Genomic DNA, 19,820 nt, shown 5'->3' on the forward strand with positions numbered 1-19,820 from the left:
GCCAAAAGATTGCGCCATGGATGAGCTCTTGCTAGCCTGTGCGGCTCTGATAGAGGAGTGAACGATGAGTAAGGTACTTGATGAGCTGCTGGCGTTGCTGGCGCTTGAAAAAATCGAGGAGGGCCTGTTTCGGGGCCAGAGCCAGGATCTCGGTCTGCGGGCCGTGTTTGGCGGACAGGTAATGGGGCAGGCCTTGTCAGCCGCCAAGCAGACGGTCGAGAGCGGCCGTCAGGTTCACAGTTTTCACTCCTACTTCCTGCGTCCGGGGGATGTGACCCGTCCCATCGTCTATGACGTGGAGAATATCCGCGACGGCCAGACCGTCTCCACCCGCCGGGTCAAGGCGATTCAGGGCGGCAAGCCGATTTTCTACCTCAACGCCTCGTTTCAGGTGCCCGCCGACGGCTTCGAGCATCAGGCGCAGATGCCCACCGGCATCACCCCGCCGGAAGAGCTCAAGAGCGAGTTGGAGCTGGTGCGCCCCTACGAGAACCTGATCCCGGCCTCCCTGCGGGACAAGATCCTCTGCGAGCAGCCCATCGAGATGCGCCCGGTGACTCTGGTCGACCCTATTCGGCCGACGGTGCAGGATCCGGTGCGCCACGTCTGGTTCAAGGCCAATGGCCAGATGCCGGATGATCTGCGGATCCACAAATACCTGCTGGCTTATGCCTCCGACTTCAACTTCCTGCTCACTTCCCTGCAGCCCCACGGGGTGTCGTACTGGGAGCCTGGGATGCAGGTGGCGACCATCGACCACTCAATGTGGTTCCACCGGGATTTTCGCTTCGACGACTGGCTGCTCTACGTGGTAGACAGCCCGAGCGCCAGCGGCGGTCGCGGTCTGGTGCGCGGCCAGTTCTTTACCCGTGACGGCATGCTGGTGGCAAGCACCATGCAAGAAGGGGTGATCCGCCGTCGCGGCAGTTAAGTCGCGCAGCGGTTAGCAAAACGGGGTGGCTTGGGCCACCCCGTTTTCATTTCTGCTATTCGTGTTGGCGATGCGGGATCAGCCGCCGCGCTGATACTTGAAGCGCTTCTTGCGCCGGTAGGGATAGACATCCTCGAACACCCCCACCTTGATGTTGCTCTGCAGCATCTTCCAGTAGTTGGCGTCGAACATCTCCTTGTGCAACTGCAACATGATCTCCCGCACCAATGGCTTTTGCAGCAGGAAGGTGGCGAACTCCTCGGGGAAGATGTCGTTGGGGGCCACCGAGTACCAGGGCTCGGCGCACAGCTCATCCTCGGGGTAGCGCGGCGGCGGGATCTGGCGGAAGTTGCACTCCGTCATGTAGCAGATCTCGTCGTAGTCGTAGAACACCACCCGACCGTGACGGGTTACGCCAAAGTTTTTGAACAGCATGTCCCCCGGGAAGATGTTGGCCGCCGCCAACTGCTTGATGGCGTTGCCGTACTCCTCCAGCGCGAGCCGGGTCTGCTGCTCGTCCGCCTTGTCGAGATAGAGGTTGAGGGGGATCATCTTGCGCTCGGTGTAGAGGTGCTTGATCACCAGCTTGTCGTCGCTGATGGTAAGGGCCGACGGCGCCACCGTCTTGAGCTCGGCCAGCAGCTCCGGCGAGATGCGATCCAGCGGAAACTCGAAGTTGGTGAACTCCTGGGTATCGGCCATCCGGCCAACCCGATCGTGTTGTTTTACCAGCCGGTATTTTGCCTTCACCTGCTCGTGGCTCACATCCTTGGGGGGAGTGAACTCGTCCTTGATCACTTTGAACACCACATCGTAGGAGGGGAGGGTGAACACGCTCATCACCATCCCCTTGATGCCCGGCGCAATGATGAACTGATCCCGGCTCTGGGCCAGATGGTGACGGTAGTGGCGATAGAGCTCGGTCTTGCCGTGCTTCTGGCAGCCGATGGCGTTGTAGATCTCGTAATCGGGCTTGTGGGGCATGATTTGGCGCAGAAAGGCGACAAACAGTGCCGGTTCGCGGGCATAGACCATAAAGTAGGCGCGGGCGAAACCAAACACGATGGAGGCGAGATCCGGCTCGAAGATGACGGTATCGACATAGATGCTGTGGCCGGTGCTGAGCAGGGGCAGGATAAACGGGAAGACCTGATCCCGGGCCCGGATCAGCCCCACCAGATAGGCCCCCTTGTTGCGGTAGAACACCTCTTTGAGCAGCTCGATGGCAAACGGCTCGTCATGGAGGATTTGCGGGCCGTTCTCGGCAAGATGGCGGTGGATGTCGACAATATCCCGCTGCTTGTCCTCATAGGGGAGGGTGAAGCTGTAATCCCCCAAAAGCTGGCTCAAGGTCTGCGGCAGGTGGGCCAGATCGGTGCGATAGATGCGCAGCAAAGCGCTCAAGTCAGGTTTTTCGCCACGGCTGACAAAGGGGTGGATATAGAGGTTCTCGTCGCGGATATTGCGATGGCGAAAGATCCGCCGATAGACGGAGTTGAAGAAGGACTCCGCCACCTCGAAGTTGTCACAACGGGGCAGCAGATCGCTGAAGGTACTCTTGACCCGTTTGAGCAGCTCCTGGGTGGCGTGATGCTCCCCCATCATCTGGCGGATGGAGCTGGCGGTGGCCCCCACATGGTGGTCATAGAGGCGGATCCGCTCCCGTCCGGCGAGCTGCACCCCCAGCCAGTCACTGTTCTCGAAGCGGCTCTTGCTGCCCTGGGTTATCTCGAGAAACCGGCTGTAAAACGACTCGAAGCGTTGCAAGATAGTCTCGGCGACGGCCTGTTCCAATGGCTGCTGCATCTCTCTCTTCCTTGTGATCTGTCGGGCCGATAGCGCGAAGGATTGCGTGTAATTTGTTCACACGTCTGGCCACTATGGCAACATTCAAACATCTGTTCAAGTGGCAATTTTCGGGGATAAACGGTAGATTGCGCCCCTGTTTTTGCGACTGTTTAAGAGGCCGTCTGGCCTGTGAGGAAACCCGATGAAGCTCTATTTTGTCCTGGTGGCACCTGCCCGTCCTGCGAATGTGGGGGCTGCTGCCCGCGCCATGAAAACCATGGGATTCGATGCCATGCGACTGGTGGCGAGCCGGGTACATGAAGAGGAGGAGGCGAGCTGGGTGGCCCACGGCGCCCAGGAGATCCTGACCCAGGCCGAGGCGTTCGATACTTTGCCCGAGGCGCTGGCAGACATGGATCTGGTGATCGCTACCACTGCCCGTGAGCGCGGTCGCTACCAGCACTACCTCACGCCGGGGGAGATCCGCGAGCAGATCCGCGCCAAGCCCTCCCTTGGCAAGGTGGCCATCGTCTTTGGCTGTGAGGAGTCGGGGCTCTCCAACGAGCAGCTGGCCGAGGTCGATCTCATCAGCTATCTGCCCCTCAAGGTGAGCTACCCGTCGCTCAATCTGGGGCAGGCGATCATGCTCTACGCCTACGAGATGAGTCAGCTGATGGATGAGCTGAACGCCGACGGCGCCGCTGCAGTAGCAGAAAATTTTGATAACGCCGGGCAGGTTCGGGTGCTGAAAAGCAAAACAGCAGAATTGCTGGGTGAACTCGGAGTTTCGCAGGATGAAAAACTGCATCAGTGGGTGATGGACCGAGTACCCATGCTGCCGCAGCGGGATTTGAACATGCTCCACCTGCTCTGCAAAGACCTTGCGCGCCGATTTGGGCGTGAGTAGCAAAGAGGTTTAAGTTGACAGCCCAAGGCCCGCCGCGGTATTGCTAAAAGCCAGCTTCGTCAACGAGTGTTCGTCATGCAGTTATTCACCAACGTCATCACCACCACCATTATTACCGGTACCACCACAGGTGGCACTGGGGCCGGTTGATGCGCTGACGAACAAGCACAGAAATCAAAAAAGGCCCGTACCCACCCAGTACGGGCCTTTTTGTTGGATTGGTTTTTAGATTTAATTTCATAGATTTACAGGGAGAGAAAGCGATGAGAGTGTTGAAATTTGGCGGGTCTTCACTGGCCGATGCAGAGCGTTTTTTACGGGTAGCGGATATCGCGGTCAATACCCACGGCCAATCTCAGGTAGCCCTGGTGCTGTCTGCGCCTGCCAAGGTGACCAATCATCTGGTAGCGCTGGTGGAGCAGACCAGCCGCGGCATGGATGCCAGTTCCACCCTGTTTGAAGTGAACGGTATCTTCTCCCGCCTGCTGTCCGGGTTGAAGGCGGCCTATCCGGCGCTGGATGACAAGGCGCTGTTGGCCCGTCTCACTGCCGAGCTGGATCAGGTTGAGCGGCTGATGCAGGGCATTCGTCTGCTGGGCCTCTGCCCGGACAACGTGCAGGCGCGCATCCTGAGCCGTGGCGAAAACCTCTCCATCGCCTTTATGCACGAGTTGCTGCGGGTACGCGGTCTGGAAGTGGATCTGATCGTACCGGAAGAGTTGCTGGCCACCGACGGCGGCTATCTGGAAGCTCACGTCGATATCGAAGCCTCCCGGGTGCGCTTTGCCGCCAAGGGCTTACGTCCTGTTGTGGCAGAAAAGCAGCGATGTCTCTACCTGATGCCGGGCTTTACCGGTGGCAGCGACAAGGGTGAAACCGTGCTACTGGGCCGCAACGGCTCCGACTACTCCGCCGCCGTGCTGGCCGCCTGTGTCGATGCCGAGTGCTGCGAGATCTGGACTGATGTCGAGGGCTGCTACAGCTGCGACCCGCGTCTGGTGCCGGATGCCTACCTGCTGAAAACCCTCTCCTACAAGGAGGCGATGGAGCTCTCCTACTTCGGCGCCAAGGTGCTGCACCCGAAAACCATCGCGCCGGTGGCCCAGTTCCATATTCCCTGCCTCATCAAGAACAGCTTCAACCCGCAAGGGGCGGGCACCCTGATCGGCCCCGAGAGCGGCGACGATGACCTGAAAGTGAAGGCCATCTCCGACTTGTCCGGCATGTGCATGTTCAACGTCTCCGGCCCCGGTATGAAGGGGATGGTCGGCATGGCCGGTCGCATCTTCTCCGCCGTCTCCCGCGCCGGGGTCAGTATCGTGCTGATCACCCAGTCATCCTCCGAGTACAGCGTCAGCTTCTGTATCCACAGCTATGACCAGGAGAAGACCCGCAAGGTGCTGGAGCGCGAGTTCGAGCTGGAATTCAAAAACCAGCTGCTGGAGCCGCTGGATATCATCAGCGATCTGGCGATCATCTCCCTGATCGGTGACGGCATGCGCACCAGCAAGGGGATGGCGGCGCGCTTCTTCACCTCGCTGGCGCAAGCCTCCATCAATATCGTCGCCATTGCGCAGGGATCGAGCGAGCGCTCCATCTCCGCCGTGGTGCGGGATCGCAAGGTGGCGGAAGCCATCAAGGCATGTCACCAGAACTTCTTTGGCAGCCAGCAGTTTATCGACCTCTTTGTGGTCGGGGTCGGCGGCGTCGGCGCGGCGCTGGTGGATCAGATTGCCCGCCAGCAACCGGTGCTGGCCGAGCAGGGCACTGGCCTTCGCGTGGTCGGCATCGCCAACAGCCGCCAGATGGCGGTCAACAAGGATGGCCTGAACCTCGCCAACTGGCGTGAACAGCTGGTGGAAGCCCGCGACAGCTTCTCGCTGGAAGGGGTGAAAAAGCTGGTGGAAGATAGCCATATCATCAACCCGGTGATCGTCGACTGCACCTCCTCCGAGGCGGTGGCCGTCCAGTATGCCGACTTCCTGGCCGCCGGTTTCCATGTGGTCACTCCGAACAAGAAGGCCAACACCGGCTCGCTCGATTACTACAAGGCGCTGCGCCGCACCGCTCGCCAGACTCGCCGCAAGTTCCTCTATGAAACCAACGTCGGTGCGGGCCTGCCGGTTATCGAGAACCTGCAGAACCTGATCAAGGCCGGTGACAAGCTGCGTGCCTTCGACGGCATCCTCTCCGGCTCCCTCTCCTTTATCTTCGGCAAGCTGGATGAAGGTATGGCCTTCTCCGAGGCGACCAAGATCGCCCGCGGCAACGGCTTTACCGAGCCGGATCCCCGCGACGATCTCAACGGCATGGATGTGGCGCGCAAGCTGCTGATCCTGGCTCGTGAGGCGGGCATGGCGCTGGAGCTCTCCGATGTCGAAGTGGAGCAGGCACTGCCGCCCGGCTTCGATGTGAGTGGCGATGTAGAAGCCTTTATGGCCCGTTTGCCGGAGGCCGACGGCTGGTTCCGCGACCAGTTCGCCGCGGCCCAGCGTGAGGGCAAGGTGCTGCGCTATGTGGGGTCGATTGAAGGTGGCAAGTGCAAGGTCGCCATCAAGGCGGTCGGTGGCGATGAGCCGCTGTTCAAGGTCAAAGATGGGGAAAACGCGCTCGCCTTCTTCTCCACCTACTACCAACCGATCCCGCTGGTGCTGCGCGGCTATGGCGCTGGTACCGAAGTGACTGCGGCGGGCGTCTTTGCCGACGTGCTGCGCACCCAGAACTGGAAGCAGGAGCTATAAGCATGAGTTCAGACATGTACCCCTCTTATATGACTGAAGGCGGCAGCGTGGTTGCCTACGCCCCCGCCTCCAGCGCCAACCTGAGCGTGGGATTCGATGTACTGGGGGCGGCGCTCGCCCCTGTGGATGGCTCTCTGCTCGGCGATCGGGTGCAGGTGAAAGCGGCTGACGTAGCGTTTGCGCTCTCATCCGTGGGCCGCTACGCCCACAAGCTGCCGGACGATCCGAAAAAGAATATCCTGTTCGACTGCTGGGTGGCCTATGGCGAGGCGCTGGAGAAGCGCGGCCTGACACTCAAGCCGCTCGAAATGGTGCTGGAGAAGAACCTGCCGGTCGGTTCGGGTCTGGGTTCTAGCGCCTGTAGCGTGGTGGCGGCCCTTGAAGGGCTCAACGCCTTCCACGGCGCGCCGCTTAATGAGCACGACATGCTGCTGCTGATGGGGGAGATGGAAGGGCGCATCTCCGGTTCCGTCCACTACGACAACGTGGCCCCCTGTTATCTGGGCGGCATGCAGCTGGTGCTGGAAGAGCACGGCGTCATCAGCCAGGGCATTCCGGTGTTCGAGCAGTGGTACTGGGTGGTCTGCTACCCGGGCACAGTGGTGTCGACTGCCGCCGCCCGCGCCATTCTGCCGGCCCAATATCGCCGTCAGGATTGCCTCACCTATGGCCGCCGCTTGGCTGCCTTTGTTCACGCCAGCTACACCGGGCAAGAAGGGTTGGCCGCCAGCGTATTGAAAGACGTGATTGCCGAACCTTACCGCGCGGCGCTGATTGAAGGCTTTGCCGAGGTGCGGGCGCAGGCGGCCCAGAACGGGGCGCTGGCTACCGGTATCTCCGGCTCCGGTCCCACCGTGTTTGTGGTGATGAAGGATCTGGCGCAGGCCGAGCGGATGAAAGATTGGATGGAAGCACATTTCGTGCAGAACGAAGATGGATTTGCCCGGGTCTGCAAACTGGACATGGCCGGGGCACGGGTAACAGGAAGCGAGCTATGAATCTTTACAATATCAAGGACAACAGCGAACAGGTGAGCTTCGCGCAGGCGGTGCGTCAGGGTCTGGGCCGCGATCAGGGACTCTTCTTCCCCGAAGTGATTGCACCGCTGGCCGATGTAGATGCCCTGCTCGATCTGCCGCTGGCCGAACGCTCTGCCCGCATCATCAGCCACCTGCTGGGGGACGAAGTGCCCGCCGCCAAAGTCAGCGAGCTTATCAACGCTGCTTTCACTTTCCCGGCGCCGCTGGTGAAGCTCAAAGATGGCACTTATGCCCTTGAGCTGTTCCACGGCCCGACCCTGGCATTCAAGGATTTCGGCGGCCGCTTTATGGCTCAGTGTCTCGCCACCTTTAGAACAAATGACAAGATCACCATACTCACCGCCACCTCCGGCGACACCGGCGCCGCCGTGGCCCACGCCTTCTTCGGGCTGGAGGGGATCGAAGTGGTGATCCTTTACCCGAAGGGCAAGATCAGCCCCTTGCAGGAGAAGCTCTTCTGCACCCTCGGCGGCAATATCCGCACCATCGCCATCGACGGCGACTTCGATGCCTGTCAGGCGCTGGTGAAAGATGCCTTTGACGACGAGGCGCTGAAAAAGGCCATTGGCCTCAACTCCGCCAACTCCATCAATATCAGCCGTCTGCTGGCGCAGGTTTGCTACTACTTCGAAGCGCTGGCCCAGTTGCCCAAAGCCGACCGTGCCAAGGCGGTTATCAGCGTGCCGTCCGGCAACTTTGGCAACCTCACCGCAGGCCTGATTGCCAAGGCGCTGGGGCTGCCGGTGAAGCGCTTTATCGCCGCCACCAACGCCAACGATACAGTGCCGCGCTACCTGAAAACCGGTCAGTGGCAGCCGCACCAGACAGTGGCCACCCTGTCGAACGCCATGGATGTCAGCCGCCCCAACAACTGGCCTAGGGTAGAGGAGCTGTGCCGCCGTGAAGGCTGGGCGCTGGAGACCTTGGGTTCTGGCATGCGTAACGATGCCGAAACCCGTGATGCGCTGAAACGCCTGCATCAGCTGGATTACCTCTGCGAGCCCCACGGCGCCATTGCCTGGGATCTGCTGGGCGAGCAGCTGGCCGAGGACGAAGTGGGGGTGTTCCTCTGCACCGCCCATCCCGCCAAGTTCAAGGAGTCGGTGGACGAGATCTTGGGTCTCGATGTGCCGCTGCCTAGCCCGCTCGCCAAACACGCCGAGCTGCCGCTGCTCTCCGTTAATTTGCCAGCGGAGTTTGCCCGGTTAAGGGAGTTTTTGGTGGGCTAAGCCTTGGCCGCGAGCTAACCGATAGAAATAAAAATCCCCCAGTAATGGGGGATTTTTGTGGGTGAAAGTCGGTATCTAAAGGCAACTGGCAATATCACGAAATATTTGTATCGCGAGCGTCCGATTACGCTTCGCTAATCGAGCCTACGTGCAGCCCCTCTTGAAGCATTTGTTAGGCCATAGCAGAGCCTGTAAATAATTCTGTGTAACTGCCCACTCCATTACAGGTGACCGTTCAGGCGATCACCGAACTCGATAATAAAGCGATTCAGGGCCGGCTTCCAATTCTGGATCGGCATGGTCCATTTCTTGGAGGCCTGCTGTATCGCGAGAAACGCCACTTTGAGCGCCGACTCATCGGTCGGGAAGAGCTTCCGTTGTTTGGTCGCTTTGCGCAGCACGCTGTTCAGTGACTCGATCGCATTGGTGGTGTAGATCACCTTCCGGATCGCGGGGGGATAATCGAACAGCGTGATCAGATTAACCCAGTGACTCTGCCAGGAACGCGCTATCTGCGGGTACTGGCTATCCCAGCGTTCGCCGAAGGCCGCCAGCGCCTGCTTAGCCTCACGCTCCGTCGCAGACTGGTAGATCTGCTTCAGTTCAGCCGTCACCGCCTTGTAGTCCTTCCAGGAGACGTAGCGCAACGAGTTGCGGACCATGTGGACGATACACAGTTGCACCTTGGTTTGAGGATATTCCACAGCAATGGCATCAGGGAAGCCCTTGAGACCATCCACACACGCGATCAGGATGTCTTCCAGGCCGCGGTTCTTCAGCTCGGTCAGGACCGACAGCCAGAACTTTGCCCCTTCGGTCTCGGCCAGCCACAGGCCCAACAGCTCCTTGTGCCCCTCCATATTGATGCCCAGTGCCAGATAGAGCGACTTGTTGATCACCCGCTGGTTCGCGCGGATCTTCAGCACAATGCAGTCCAGATAGACGATGGGATAGAGCGGATCCAGCGGCCGGTTTTGCCATTCGTGGACCTGCTCGATGACGCGTTCGGTCACCTTCGATACCAGCCCCGCCGAGATGTCGGCGTCATACATCTCTTTGAACGCGTCCACTATATCCCGCGTACTCAAGCCCTTGGCGTAGAGGGCGAGGATCTGGTCGTCCATCTGGGTCAGGCGTGACTGCCCCTTGCGGACAAACTGAGGCTCGAAGGAGGCGTTACGGTCACGAGGCGCCTGGATGGTGACCTCTCCATGGTGGCCTTTTAGGCGCTTGGTGGAATAGCCATTGCGATTGTTGCCGGTCCCGCGGCCTTGTGGGGCGTGTTTCTCGTAGCCCAGATGCTCGTCCATCTCGGCATTGAGCGCGGTCTCCACGGTGAGCTTGATCAGCTGTTGGGTGAGTGTGCCGAGATCTTTTTCAGATTTGATGTCTTTGGCCAGCTCAGCGGCCAGTGCTTTGAGTTTGTCTTGGTCCATTTGCTTACCCACGAAGGTATCCTTTTGAAAAAGTTACTTATTCGTGGGCGGTTACACAATTGGATTTACAGGCTCCCATAGCAAGACTTGAAACTCTTGTATATTCAGCTTTCACCAGCTCAAAGCCATACTTATTTTCAAGCCGTTTAATAATAAAATGACCACGAGCCATATCTTGGTAATAGTCGGTGAACATTGCGTTTAATGTAGCTCCTGCAACAGCACCTATAATCGGTACTGCTTGTGCTGCCGCCTTTTCTGTGATGACCACACCGAACCTTGCAGCAATTTTTTCTATTAAAGAAGCTAGCCACTTCCCTGTTTGTGCTGGTGTTAATTTTTTAAATGCATTTGCTGATGCTTGTCTTGCAGCGATCTCTGCAAGTTCTTTGGACAGTATCTGCATAGCCTCAGCGGTAAAGCTTCTTGTTGCATAGTATGCAGTTTCGACAGCATCATCCCCCTCAGATGGCCCACCTAAGGCAAACACCTCTAGACAAGCCTGCTTCGTCTCTACTTTTTCTAAATCAAAACCTTCACTTCTCGCTATGTCAGCAACTGAACGAAGCATGATTGTCGTTGAAATTGGTAGTTCAATAGCTAGTGCAGTAAAGCCGAAAGCTCCACCTACAGCCCCAGAAACAGCAGCAAAAAGCTTATTTGTTTTAGTTGATGCTTCGCGATTTGGCTCATTGTCTAAGCTCCCCAGAGCCGCGTCTGCAGCCTTGTGAAGTGCTTTTTCTACTAGGTTGTGAATTTGTTTTTCAGTACCTTTAGGGAGCTTACTCATCAAGTAATCTATTGGTTTTCCAACAACCTGAGTCATTTTTTCTGTGATTGTATCTTGCTCCAATAAATTTACTGCTTTCTCCAAATCTCTCATATCTTTTTCTTCAAAAATCATTTTAATAATCCTTATTTATATTAACCGAAATTTGGAACCGAAATTTTAAATTTGGGACACCCACCTTTTTGGGTGAGGCGTAACGCCACCAAAACCCACGCTACCGCCCGTGGATTACAGCTTCCAATATGCTCCATTAACCAGCGAGGGCAGTGGCCCATCGCAGATGAGTAGGCACCGGATGGCCATGTTAAGCCAATCGAGTCTTGTCTCACCAGTCAAAGAGTGACGTAACTATCGGAAAATTCATGTTTTATGCGCTGGCTCAATAAATCGCTGTGGCAAGGCGCAGGATTCCCATGGCCCTTGATTTTATTGGGGTTGGCGAAAAATGGGACACCCACCTTTTTGATCACTACGTCATCCCACGAAAACCCAGGCTACCGCCCATGGATACCTGCATCCAATATGTGCCATGGACCATCAAGATGGACCTCACGGCTGGTTCAATAGGCTCTGCCGGTTCTCTTGCAATGACATTTTCTGGCCTCACCGGTCACAACGTGACGTAGCTATCTGAGCATCCGCGCGCTATGTACCAGCGCCATAAACGAGTGGCAGTGGTGCTGGCTGGCGCTTTGCCGGGTGGTACCTGCAGATGGTGGCTCTGCCGGTTATTCCACAGGGCAGGCTGCGGGGCAGCATAGCTGGTTGCTATTGGATTTGGGTGATAGATTAACACTTTGATTTATAAGGTTAATTGAGGTGTTTAAATGACAAATGTATCTGTAGCACTAATTGCTCTGCTGCTGACCGGGGCCGCTCAGGCCGCTCCTGCGGTTTTCTCCCCCGAGTCGGGTGTGTTGTGCGATAAGAAGGGGGGCTATTGCGCCGACCAGCAGGGGATCTCCATGGGGTTGACCCAGATCCATCTGGGCGACAAAGCGCAAGACAAACTGGTGAAAATGTTCGGTGCGACCGACGGGGTCGATATGGGCAGCTACACCTTGAGCAATGGTGTGCACTGCGAGAGCAGTGAAAAGCAGTGTTACAAGGATCGCTACTTTCCACGCACCAAAGAGAGCAAATACACCGCCATGCTATTCAAAAAGAGCAAGTAACGGCGCCACGGTTTGCAACGGGGGAGCATGGCTCCCCTTTTTGTTGCCCGATTGCCAAGCCAGATGCAGGGTGGGTGCACAAGGCTTGTATCGGGGCGGCAATGGCGACACTATTGACTCCTTTTTTGGGTTCCGCAGCGGCGCAGCCATGACCTGTCGTTACCGGACGAGGCCGTTGGCAAGCTGCATTTGTGCGGGAGTTCGCGGGATAAAAGGGAGTAGAGCAGGATGATGGAAGAGCAAGAGTGGCGCTGGCTCAATGAGCCGACCGAGTGGCGCCAGACCAGCGATGGCTTGCAGGTGGTGACAGACCAGCAGACCGATTTTTGGCGCAGCACCTGGTATGGTTTTGAGCGCCACAGCGGGCATCTCTATGGCTGCGAGGTGGCGGGGGAGTTTACCTTTCAGGTCTGCGTCGAGGGGGAGTTCACCACCCTCTACGATCAGGCGGGATTGATGCTGCTGCAAGACGACGCGCACTGGCTCAAAGCGGGGATCGAGTACAACGATGCCCAGCCGATGATCGGCAGCGTGCTGACCAATCCGCGCTCTGATTGGGCTACCGGTATTTTCAGCGGCAATCCACGCCGCTTCTGGCTGCGGCTGACCCGGCTGGCCGACTGCCTGCGCCTGCAATATTCCACTGATGGCAAGGTGTGGCCGCTGCTGCGCCTCGCCCCGTTCCCGCCCAGCGAGCGCTGCTTTGTCGGGGTGATGTGCTGCACGCCGGAGCGACAGGGGCTGGCGGTGCACTTCTCGGATCTGCGCCTCACACCGCCCCTTGGCAAGGCGCTCCATGATTTGAGCTAGGCCAGCGGTTGTTGCCGATGTATTGGCAAACATCGAGTGGCCAATATCAAGGAGACCCATCGTTTTTAGCAAGACGCATTGATTGCCAGCGTCTGGGTGAAAGGGAAAAGGTGGGTGTCCAGCAAGCTTGTCTCCAACAACTTTTATCCAACAAACGGGTGGCGGCGGCAGTTTTGCCCAAGGGAGCAGACTGGTCGGTCAATAATCAGGCACAACAGGATGAAATTGCCTACCTGATGAATATTCGACCGTGTAAACGATTTAGCTGGAAGTGCCCGATTGCAGTGATGACAGAGGTGATAGTAATCCAATAGCGTGTTGCACTCAGCTCCTGAAACCGCCACCATTTAGAATCTATGCAAAGTGAATTTTGATGAAAAATAGTAGCAAGTGGTAACAAACATCCGATTAATTATTAGTGCTGAGTGTGGATATATGTATAAGTTAAAAAAAATGGGTGTGGTTTTATTGATGACTACTGCGTTGTGCGGGTGTTCCTATGCGAAAAGCTATCAGGTCATCAAGCTCTCTTATGATGACTTGAGCAGTTTTCAAAAACATATGACGCGATTCGATCAATATCCTGATCGGGTAAAGGCCACGGTTTCCAGCAGCGAGCGAAAGCAGGTCGAAGATAACTTCCAAAAAGGCTATTTTGACAGTGCTGAGGCTATATTACAGGCAATGCAGAGTGATCCCTCGGCGATAAAGACAATCCATGATAATAAACAACACATGAGTCTGGCATATCGTAATCTGTATGCGGTGAGCGGCCGTGCTGGTCGGTATTATTGTGGCCAGGCTAAATTGGAACAGGATAAGAGTGATTATCGTCCATTTGTTGTGGCGCTTGATTTCGCCAGCAATAGTGCGAGTAGCGCCAGTTCGATATATCAAAAGTATTGCACCCCTTATGGTGGGTAAGGCATGAATCCAGATAGTAAGTGCAACATTTATGGTGCATAGGAGGCAGGGCGAGAGCATGAATATGTTGTTCGCTAGCAGTCAGTTTTTAAATGCCGACCGTCAAAACCGCAGCCAAATATTCACTGCTCATGCCTGCGATGATTGCTCGCTTTGACACTCACTTTGCATGACGTTAGGTCATCCCCCCGAGCATCAGGTGCTCAAGCAAAACCAAGGCAAAGCAACATCAAGGACACCCCTCTTTTTGAGCAAGACGCATTGATTGTCAGCGTCTGGGCGAAAAGGAAAAGGTGGGTGTCCAACCCCCATCCAACTCGCCCCATCCAACTCCCAACCACTCGACACCAAGATGGCGGGTGAGGAGTCAGAAAGGCGGATCTGCATGGCAGGATCGGCGCTGTTTCTGGTCGCGTTAAGTGGCTGGTAGTGGGTGCATTTTGGTTTGTGATCCTGATCGCCAGTCCGCTCAATTGTTGCATCTTTGAAAAGACGTATCCCAATACTGTGTTAAGATGCAGGCCGCTTCATTGTCTCTGAAACTATCCCCATGCTGCTTCAAGTTCACAATCTGAGCTGCGTGCGCGAAGATCGCACTCTGTTTGAACATCTCTCTTTCTCGGTTTCACCCGGCGATCTGGTGCAAATTGAAGGCCCCAACGGGGTTGGCAAGACCAGCCTGTTGCGGTTGTTGACTGGGCTGTCACAGCCGTTTGCCGGTGAGGTGTGCTGGAATGGGGAGAATATTCGTCACTGTCGTGATGAATATCATGCCGATCTGCTCTATCTGGGCCATCAGCCCGGTGTCAAAGCGGCCCTGACGCCCTTTGAAAACCTGACCTTCTACCAGCAGTTACATCATCCTGCAGATGCGGATGCCGACCTTTGGCAGATATTGGCACGGGTTGGGCTCGCCGGTTTTGAAGAGCATCCAACCGGGCAGCTTTCCGCTGGTCAGCAACGTCGGGTGGCCTTGGCGCGGCTTTGGTTGTCAGCCAAACCGGCGCTCTGGATCCTGGATGAACCCTTTACCGCCATCGACAAGCAGGGGGTCAAGGTGCTGGAACAGCTGTTTTTGGCCCACGCAGATCGGGGCGGCATGGTGATCCTCACTACCCATCAGGATCTGACCCTGATGCAGGGACGGCTGAAAACCCTGTCGCTGACCCCCTTCTCCTTGACGCCCTTGTTGCAGGAGTAACCCTATGTTGCGCGCCGCAATGCACCTGATCCGCCGTGAACTGCTGATGGCTCTGCGCCAGCGTTCCGACATTCTCAATCCGCTGTGGTTTTTCCTCATCGTTATTACCCTGTTTCCGTTAGGAATTGGCCCGGAGCCCAAGCTGCTGGCCCGCATTGCCCCCGGCATTATCTGGGTGGCGGCGCTGTTGGCGGCGATGTTGTCGCTGGAGCGGCTGTTTCGCGATGACTTCAGTGATGGCGCGCTGGAGCAGATGATGCTGATGCCCCATCCACTGGGATTGCTGGCGCTGGCGAAAGTGGTTGCTCACTGGCTGCTGACCGGATTGCCGCTGCTGCTGATCTCACCCTTGCTGGCGATCTTGCTGTCGCTGGATATGAACACCTATCTGGCGGTGGTCGCGACGCTGGCACTGGGCACGCCGGTGCTGAGTTTGCTGGGGGCGGTGGGCGTTGCCCTGACGGTGGGGCTGCGCAAGGGCGGGGTGCTGCTCAGTCTGCTGATCCTGCCGCTCTATATTCCGGTATTGATTTTTGCTACCTCTGCCATCGATGCAGCGGGAATGCACTTGCCCTATGGCGGACAACTTGCCATCTTGGCAGCCATGTTGGTTGGCGCCCTGACGCTGACGCCGCTGGCCGTGTCGGCGGCATTGCGGGTCAGTCTTAACTGATGATGGGTTGGGCAAGAGAGAGGTGGCTCCGTACGGAGCATTGTTCTGAAAAATAAAGTTGCGATGGATCAAGGATAGTGCCGCTTATTGCTTTCGGGGTATTTGATGCCGCCCCGTGGTCGGTATGGTAGGCCTCGCCAAACGATTAATAACAAAAGGTTTTGTGAGCTATGTGGAAATGGTTGCACCCTTATGCCAAACCGGAGCGGGCCTATCAGCTGGCCGGTACCCTGTTGCCCTGGTTTGCGGTGATTAGTCTGCTCTCGTTTGTGATAGGGACCGTCTGGGGATTGGCGTTTGCGCCTGCGGATTACCAGCAGGGGGATTCCTTCCGGATCATCTATATCCATGTGCCTTCCGCCATTCTCTCCATGGGGGCCTACTCCACCATGGCGGTGGCTGCCTTTATCGGTCTGGTGTGGCAACTGCGGATGGCGGACATGACGGTGGCGGCCATTGCGCCGGTTGGCGCCGTGTTCACCTTTATCGCCCTCTTTACCGGTGCCGCCTGGGGCAAGCCCATGTGGGGTACCTGGTGGGTGTGGGACGCACGGTTGACCTCCGAGCTTATTCTGTTGTTCCTCTATCTGGGGGTCATCGCCCTCTACAACGCCTTCAGCGACAAGGTAGTCGCAGGCCGTGCCGCTGGCATTCTGGCACTGGTGGGGGTGATCAATCTGCCGATCATTCACTACTCGGTGGAGTGGTGGAACACCCTGCATCAGGGGGCCAGCATCACCAAGTTTGATAAACCTTCCATTTCCCCCGAGATGCTGTGGCCGCTGCTGATCATGATCCTGGCGTTTGCCGCGTTTCTCGGCGCCCTCACCCTGATGCGGTTTCGCAATGAGCTGTTGATGCGGGAGTGGCACCGCCCCTGGGTCAAACAGCTTGCCGAGCAGGAGAAGTAAGCATGCACTTTGCCTCTTTCAGTGACTTTATGGCGATGGGCGGTTACGCCTTTTATGTCTGGTTATCGTTTGGTGTCACGTTCGCTTGCCTGATCGGCATCATCATTTCGACTCGTATCAAGACCCGCAGCCTGCTGGGGGAGTTGCGTAGCAAACAGGCCAGTGAGGCTCGTCGCATGGCGGCCCGGCAGATGGAGAACACCCTATGAACCCGAGACGCAAAAAACGCCTCACCATCATCTTGGCGATCAGCACAGGTTGCGCCCTGGTGATTGGGCTGATCCTCTATGCCCTCAGCCAGAATATCGACCTCTTCTATACCCCGAGCGAGCTGGTGCAAGGCAAGGGACCGGACAAGATCAAGCCGGAAGAGGGGCAGCGTCTGCGCATTGGTGGACTGGTGGTGCCAGGCTCGGTGCAGCGGGATCCCCAGAGCCTCAAGGTGGCGTTCAAGCTGGTGGATAACGGTGGTCATTTGGTGACCGTCGAGTTTGACGGCATCCTGCCGGATCTGTTCCGCGAAGGGCAGGGCATTGTCGCGCAGGGCACCCTCAAGGATGCCACGACAGTGGAGGCGTTCGAGGTGCTGGCCAAGCATGATGAAAACTACATGCCGCCGGAAGTGGCCGATGCCACCAATGGCATGCATTTCAAGCCCGAATATACCGAGGCGCAGTTGAAGGGAGCCAAGCCGTGATCCCTGCGGTGTTTGCCTTTTCTGCTCTGCTTGCCGTTCGTGATGCGGCTGTTGTCACCGTTCAATTGAAAGGAATCCCGTCATGATCCCGGAATTAGGTCAGTTTGCGCTGATCCTCTCCTTTGCTACCGCCCTGCTGCTGGGGAGCTATCCGCTGCTTGGCGCCAGCTGGGGACGCCTTGGCATGATGTCGGCGGCCCGCCCGCTCGCCTATGCCCAGTTTTTGCTGTTGTTGCTGTCGTTTCTCTGCCTGACCTGGGCCTTTATCGACAACGATTTTACCGTGCAGTATGTGGCCACTAACTCCAACAGCTTGCTGCCACTGGCCTATCGTATCTCGGCGGTGTGGGGGGCTCATGAAGGATCCTTGCTGCTGTGGGTGCTGACCCTGGGGGGCTGGACTGCGGCGGTGGCCATGTTCAGTCGCCAATTACCGCTGGATGCGGTGGCGCGGGTGCTGGGCGTATTGGGGCTGATCTCGATTGGTTTCACCGCCTTTGTGCTGTTTACCTCTGATCCCTTTACCCGCACCTTGCCCTATTTCCCGGTGGATGGTCGCGACCTCAACCCGCTGCTGCAGGATCCGGGTCTGATCTTCCACCCACCCATGCTCTATATGGGTTATGTGGGTTTCTCGGTGGCCTTTGCCTTTGCCATCGCCTCCTTGATGACCGGTCGTCTCGATGCGACCTGGGCGCGCTGGTCGCGCCCGTGGACCATGGCGGCCTGGGTGTTTCTGACTCTCGGCATCGTGCTGGGCTCCTGGTGGGCTTATTACGAGCTCGGCTGGGGCGGCTGGTGGTTCTGGGATCCGGTAGAAAATGCCTCCTTTATGCCCTGGCTGGCGGGAACTGCGTTGCTCCATTCGCTGGCGGTGAGCGAAAAGCGGGCCAGCTTCAAGGCCTGGACCGTGCTGCTGGCGCTCTCGGCCTTCTCATTGAGCCTGCTGGGGACCTTCCTGGTGCGCTCCGGGGTGCTGGTGTCGGTGCATGCGTTTGCCTCTGATCCGACCCGCGGTCTGTTTATTCTCGGCTTCCTGCTGGCGGTGGTCGGTTCATCCTTGCTGCTGTTTGCCTTTAAAGGCTCTCAGGTGAAGAGCCACGGCAAGCACGAGCTGTGGAGCCGCGAGACGCTGCTACTGGCCAATAACGTCATGCTGATGGCGGCGCTGTTGACCGTGCTGCTTGGCACCCTGTTGCCGCTGGTCCACAAGGAGCTGGGGCTGGGCAGCATCTCCATCGGTACTCCTTTCTTCAACCACATCTATAGCTGGCTGATCATTCCGTTTGCCCTGCTGCTGGGGGTTGGCCCGCTGTTCCGCTGGCGTCGTCAGCAGTTGGGGGAGCTCAAAGGCAAAGTGATCTTCGCGTTGGCGCTGAGCCTGGCCACAGCCTTTGTGCTGCCGCTGACGTTTGCCGAGACCTTCAAGCCGTGGGCGGCGGTGGGGATTGGTCTGGGGGCCTGGATCATCATCACCAGCGTGCAGGAGACCTGGATCCGTGCTACCCACAAGCACCCGTTTCAGGTGGGGGTGCGCAAGCTGGGCAACAGCCACTGGGCGATGATTTTGGGTCATGTGGGGCTGGCGGTCAGCATCATAGGTATCGCTTGCACCCAAAACTACAGCATCGAGAAGGATCTGCGGATGCAGGCCGGTGATCGGGTGCAGTTTGCCGATTACGAGTTTGTCTTCACCGGGATCAAAGAGAAAAACGGCCCCAACTACGATGGCTTCAAGGGCGTGCTGGAAGTGCACAAGAATGGCAAACAGGTCGCCCTGCTCAAGCCAGAGAAGCGGATGTATAAAGTGTCGCGAATGCCAATGACCGAAGCCGCTATCGATGCCGGTATCACCCGGGATCTCTATGCGGCGCTCGGCGAGCAGCTCGATAACGGTGCCTGGGCGGTACGGATTTACTACAAGCCCTTCGTGCGCTGGATCTGGTTTGGCGGTGTCTTTATGGCGATCGGTGGGGTGCTGTCGATGCTCGACAAGCGTTATCGTTTCGGCCGTCGTGAAGAGGAGGCCAAGGCATGAGCAAGAAGACCTGGTTATTCCTGATCCCCTTTATCGTATTCCTGCTGGGGGCGGTGTTTCTGTTTAAAGGACTCTATTCCGATCCCACCAAGCTCGAATCCGTGATGGTAGGCAAGGAGGTGCCGGTGTTCACCCTGCAGGACATTTATGATCTGGACAAGCAGCATGATCGCACCATCCTGACCGGCCGCCCTATGTTGCTCAATGTCTGGGCCACCTGGTGCCCGACCTGCTACGGCGAGCATACCTACCTCAAGCAGCTGGCGGGCCAGGGTGTTCCCATCATTGGCATGAACTACAAGGATGAGCGCGACAAGGCGATCAAATGGCTGGCGGAGCTGGGCAACCCCTATCAGGTCAACCTTTATGATCCGGACGGCATGCTGGGGCTGGATCTGGGGGTCTACGGCGCGCCGGAGACCTTCTTTATCGACAGTCAGAGGATCATTCGTTATCGCCACGTGGGGGATATCAACCCCGAGAATTGGGCGTCGACCCTCAAACCCATCTTTGATGCCATGAAGTGAAG

General features: G+C 57.4%; 18 protein-coding genes and 1 pseudogene. 16 read left to right on the forward strand and 3 right to left on the reverse strand.

Translation table 11 applies throughout. The annotated features are described in order from the left end of the window. Positions 1-64 precede the first annotated feature (64 nt). Positions 65-931, forward strand: coding sequence for an acyl-CoA thioesterase II (tesB, locus tag ACY8FN_RS09465; protein ID WP_042020670.1), 867 nt, complete (start codon positions 65-67; stop codon positions 929-931). A gap of 78 nt (positions 932-1,009) precedes the next feature. Here tesB and aceK read toward each other — a convergent pair whose 3' ends face one another. Further along, positions 1,010-2,737 (reverse strand): bifunctional isocitrate dehydrogenase kinase/phosphatase, encoded by a 1,728-nt coding sequence (aceK, locus tag ACY8FN_RS09470; RefSeq protein WP_463099843.1) that lies wholly within the window; start codon positions 2,735-2,737, stop codon positions 1,010-1,012. Between the two features lie 184 nt (positions 2,738-2,921). Here aceK and ACY8FN_RS09475 point away from each other — a divergent pair, with 184 nt between their 5' ends. The 4 genes from ACY8FN_RS09475 to thrC all read left to right on the forward strand — a co-directional run bounded on the left by ACY8FN_RS09475 (position 2,922) and on the right by thrC (position 8,636). Continuing rightward, complete coding sequence (locus ACY8FN_RS09475; RefSeq protein ID WP_148610611.1) at positions 2,922-3,626, forward strand: tRNA/rRNA methyltransferase; 705 nt, start codon at positions 2,922-2,924, stop codon at positions 3,624-3,626. Positions 3,627-3,889: 263 nt separating this feature from the next. Continuing rightward, positions 3,890-6,367, forward strand: coding sequence for a bifunctional aspartate kinase/homoserine dehydrogenase I (thrA, locus tag ACY8FN_RS09480; RefSeq protein WP_463099844.1), 2,478 nt, complete (start codon positions 3,890-3,892; stop codon positions 6,365-6,367). 2 nt (positions 6,368-6,369) lie between these two features. Next, on the forward strand, positions 6,370-7,365 hold the full coding sequence (gene thrB / locus ACY8FN_RS09485; RefSeq protein ID WP_463099845.1) for a homoserine kinase: 996 nt from the start codon (positions 6,370-6,372) through the stop codon (positions 7,363-7,365). Further along, a complete protein-coding gene (gene thrC, locus ACY8FN_RS09490; protein WP_463099846.1) occupies positions 7,362-8,636 on the forward strand; it encodes a threonine synthase in 1,275 nt (424 codons plus the stop codon). Before thrB ends, thrC begins: the two co-directional genes overlap by 4 nt. Before the next feature lie 221 nt (positions 8,637-8,857). On the opposite strand, the gene ACY8FN_RS09495 is transcribed toward thrC, so the two are convergent. Both ACY8FN_RS09495 and ACY8FN_RS09500 read right to left on the reverse strand, forming a co-directional pair. Then, on the reverse strand, positions 8,858-10,072 hold the full coding sequence (locus tag ACY8FN_RS09495) for an IS256-like element ISAs3 family transposase (protein WP_463099048.1): 1,215 nt from the start codon (positions 10,070-10,072) through the stop codon (positions 8,858-8,860). Between the two features lie 37 nt (positions 10,073-10,109). Next, complete coding sequence (locus tag ACY8FN_RS09500; RefSeq protein WP_463099847.1) at positions 10,110-10,976, reverse strand: EcsC family protein; 867 nt, start codon at positions 10,974-10,976, stop codon at positions 10,110-10,112. A 713-nt stretch (positions 10,977-11,689) separates the two neighbouring features. Between ACY8FN_RS09500 and ACY8FN_RS09505 the strand changes: the two genes are divergently transcribed. From ACY8FN_RS09505 to ACY8FN_RS09555, 11 genes and pseudogenes are all read left to right on the forward strand, one after another. After that, positions 11,690-12,037 carry a YcgJ family protein gene (locus ACY8FN_RS09505; protein ID WP_463099848.1) on the forward strand — a complete coding sequence of 116 codons (348 nt, stop codon included), beginning with the start codon at positions 11,690-11,692 and terminating at the stop codon, positions 12,035-12,037. Between the two features lie 228 nt (positions 12,038-12,265). Next, positions 12,266-12,847, forward strand: a complete 582-nt coding sequence (locus ACY8FN_RS09510) for a DUF1349 domain-containing protein (protein ID WP_463099849.1) — start codon at positions 12,266-12,268, stop codon at positions 12,845-12,847. Positions 12,848-13,020: 173 nt separating this feature from the next. Further along, positions 13,021-13,161, forward strand: a pseudogene (locus ACY8FN_RS09515) (IS30 family transposase); the annotation flags it as partial. A 121-nt stretch (positions 13,162-13,282) separates the two neighbouring features. After that, positions 13,283-13,771, forward strand: coding sequence for a hypothetical protein (locus ACY8FN_RS09520; protein ID WP_463099850.1), 489 nt, complete (start codon positions 13,283-13,285; stop codon positions 13,769-13,771). 550 nt (positions 13,772-14,321) lie between these two features. Continuing rightward, positions 14,322-14,972 carry a cytochrome c biogenesis heme-transporting ATPase CcmA gene (gene ccmA, locus ACY8FN_RS09525; protein WP_042020688.1) on the forward strand — a complete coding sequence of 217 codons (651 nt, stop codon included), beginning with the start codon at positions 14,322-14,324 and terminating at the stop codon, positions 14,970-14,972. Between the two features lie 4 nt (positions 14,973-14,976). Beyond that, positions 14,977-15,645 (forward strand): heme exporter protein CcmB, encoded by a 669-nt coding sequence (gene ccmB / locus ACY8FN_RS09530; RefSeq protein WP_042020690.1) that lies wholly within the window; start codon positions 14,977-14,979, stop codon positions 15,643-15,645. A gap of 170 nt (positions 15,646-15,815) precedes the next feature. Beyond that, a complete protein-coding gene (locus tag ACY8FN_RS09535; protein WP_098968854.1) occupies positions 15,816-16,556 on the forward strand; it encodes a heme ABC transporter permease in 741 nt (246 codons plus the stop codon). A 2-nt stretch (positions 16,557-16,558) separates the two neighbouring features. Further along, positions 16,559-16,765 carry a heme exporter protein CcmD gene (gene ccmD, locus ACY8FN_RS09540; RefSeq protein ID WP_101317281.1) on the forward strand — a complete coding sequence of 69 codons (207 nt, stop codon included), beginning with the start codon at positions 16,559-16,561 and terminating at the stop codon, positions 16,763-16,765. Beyond that, positions 16,762-17,253 carry a cytochrome c maturation protein CcmE gene (gene ccmE, locus ACY8FN_RS09545; protein ID WP_098968855.1) on the forward strand — a complete coding sequence of 164 codons (492 nt, stop codon included), beginning with the start codon at positions 16,762-16,764 and terminating at the stop codon, positions 17,251-17,253. Before ccmD ends, ccmE begins: the two co-directional genes overlap by 4 nt. Positions 17,254-17,335: 82 nt before the next feature. After that, the gene (locus ACY8FN_RS09550) at positions 17,336-19,291 is read left to right on the forward strand and encodes a heme lyase CcmF/NrfE family subunit (RefSeq protein ID WP_463099851.1); all 1,956 of its coding nucleotides are present in this window, start codon (positions 17,336-17,338) and stop codon (positions 19,289-19,291) included. Further along, positions 19,288-19,818 carry a DsbE family thiol:disulfide interchange protein gene (locus ACY8FN_RS09555; protein WP_463099852.1) on the forward strand — a complete coding sequence of 177 codons (531 nt, stop codon included), beginning with the start codon at positions 19,288-19,290 and terminating at the stop codon, positions 19,816-19,818. Before ACY8FN_RS09550 ends, ACY8FN_RS09555 begins: the two co-directional genes overlap by 4 nt. The last annotated feature ends 2 nt before the right edge of the window (positions 19,819-19,820 follow it).

It is taken from the genome of Aeromonas sp. 160P, assembly GCF_055193095.1.

What these genes read in the sequence shown, in the direction of transcription:
- tesB (WP_042020670.1), top strand. Translation starts at nt 65, where the DNA reads ATGAGTAAGGTACTTGATGAGCTGCTGGCGTTGCTGGCGCTTGAAAAA.
- aceK (WP_463099843.1), bottom strand. Translation starts at nt 2,737, where the DNA reads ATGCAGCAGCCATTGGAACAGGCCGTCGCCGAGACTATCTTGCAACGC.
- ACY8FN_RS09475 (WP_148610611.1), top strand. Translation starts at nt 2,922, where the DNA reads ATGAAGCTCTATTTTGTCCTGGTGGCACCTGCCCGTCCTGCGAATGTG.
- thrA (WP_463099844.1), top strand. Translation starts at nt 3,890, where the DNA reads ATGAGAGTGTTGAAATTTGGCGGGTCTTCACTGGCCGATGCAGAGCGT.
- thrB (WP_463099845.1), top strand. Translation starts at nt 6,370, where the DNA reads ATGAGTTCAGACATGTACCCCTCTTATATGACTGAAGGCGGCAGCGTG.
- thrC (WP_463099846.1), top strand. Translation starts at nt 7,362, where the DNA reads ATGAATCTTTACAATATCAAGGACAACAGCGAACAGGTGAGCTTCGCG.
- ACY8FN_RS09495 (WP_463099048.1), bottom strand. Translation starts at nt 10,072, where the DNA reads ATGGACCAAGACAAACTCAAAGCACTGGCCGCTGAGCTGGCCAAAGAC.
- ACY8FN_RS09500 (WP_463099847.1), bottom strand. Translation starts at nt 10,976, where the DNA reads ATGATTTTTGAAGAAAAAGATATGAGAGATTTGGAGAAAGCAGTAAAT.
- ACY8FN_RS09505 (WP_463099848.1), top strand. Translation starts at nt 11,690, where the DNA reads ATGACAAATGTATCTGTAGCACTAATTGCTCTGCTGCTGACCGGGGCC.
- ACY8FN_RS09510 (WP_463099849.1), top strand. Translation starts at nt 12,266, where the DNA reads ATGATGGAAGAGCAAGAGTGGCGCTGGCTCAATGAGCCGACCGAGTGG.
- ACY8FN_RS09520 (WP_463099850.1), top strand. Translation starts at nt 13,283, where the DNA reads ATGTATAAGTTAAAAAAAATGGGTGTGGTTTTATTGATGACTACTGCG.
- ccmA (WP_042020688.1), top strand. Translation starts at nt 14,322, where the DNA reads ATGCTGCTTCAAGTTCACAATCTGAGCTGCGTGCGCGAAGATCGCACT.
- ccmB (WP_042020690.1), top strand. Translation starts at nt 14,977, where the DNA reads ATGTTGCGCGCCGCAATGCACCTGATCCGCCGTGAACTGCTGATGGCT.
- ACY8FN_RS09535 (WP_098968854.1), top strand. Translation starts at nt 15,816, where the DNA reads ATGTGGAAATGGTTGCACCCTTATGCCAAACCGGAGCGGGCCTATCAG.
- ccmD (WP_101317281.1), top strand. Translation starts at nt 16,559, where the DNA reads ATGCACTTTGCCTCTTTCAGTGACTTTATGGCGATGGGCGGTTACGCC.
- ccmE (WP_098968855.1), top strand. Translation starts at nt 16,762, where the DNA reads ATGAACCCGAGACGCAAAAAACGCCTCACCATCATCTTGGCGATCAGC.
- ACY8FN_RS09550 (WP_463099851.1), top strand. Translation starts at nt 17,336, where the DNA reads ATGATCCCGGAATTAGGTCAGTTTGCGCTGATCCTCTCCTTTGCTACC.
- ACY8FN_RS09555 (WP_463099852.1), top strand. Translation starts at nt 19,288, where the DNA reads ATGAGCAAGAAGACCTGGTTATTCCTGATCCCCTTTATCGTATTCCTG.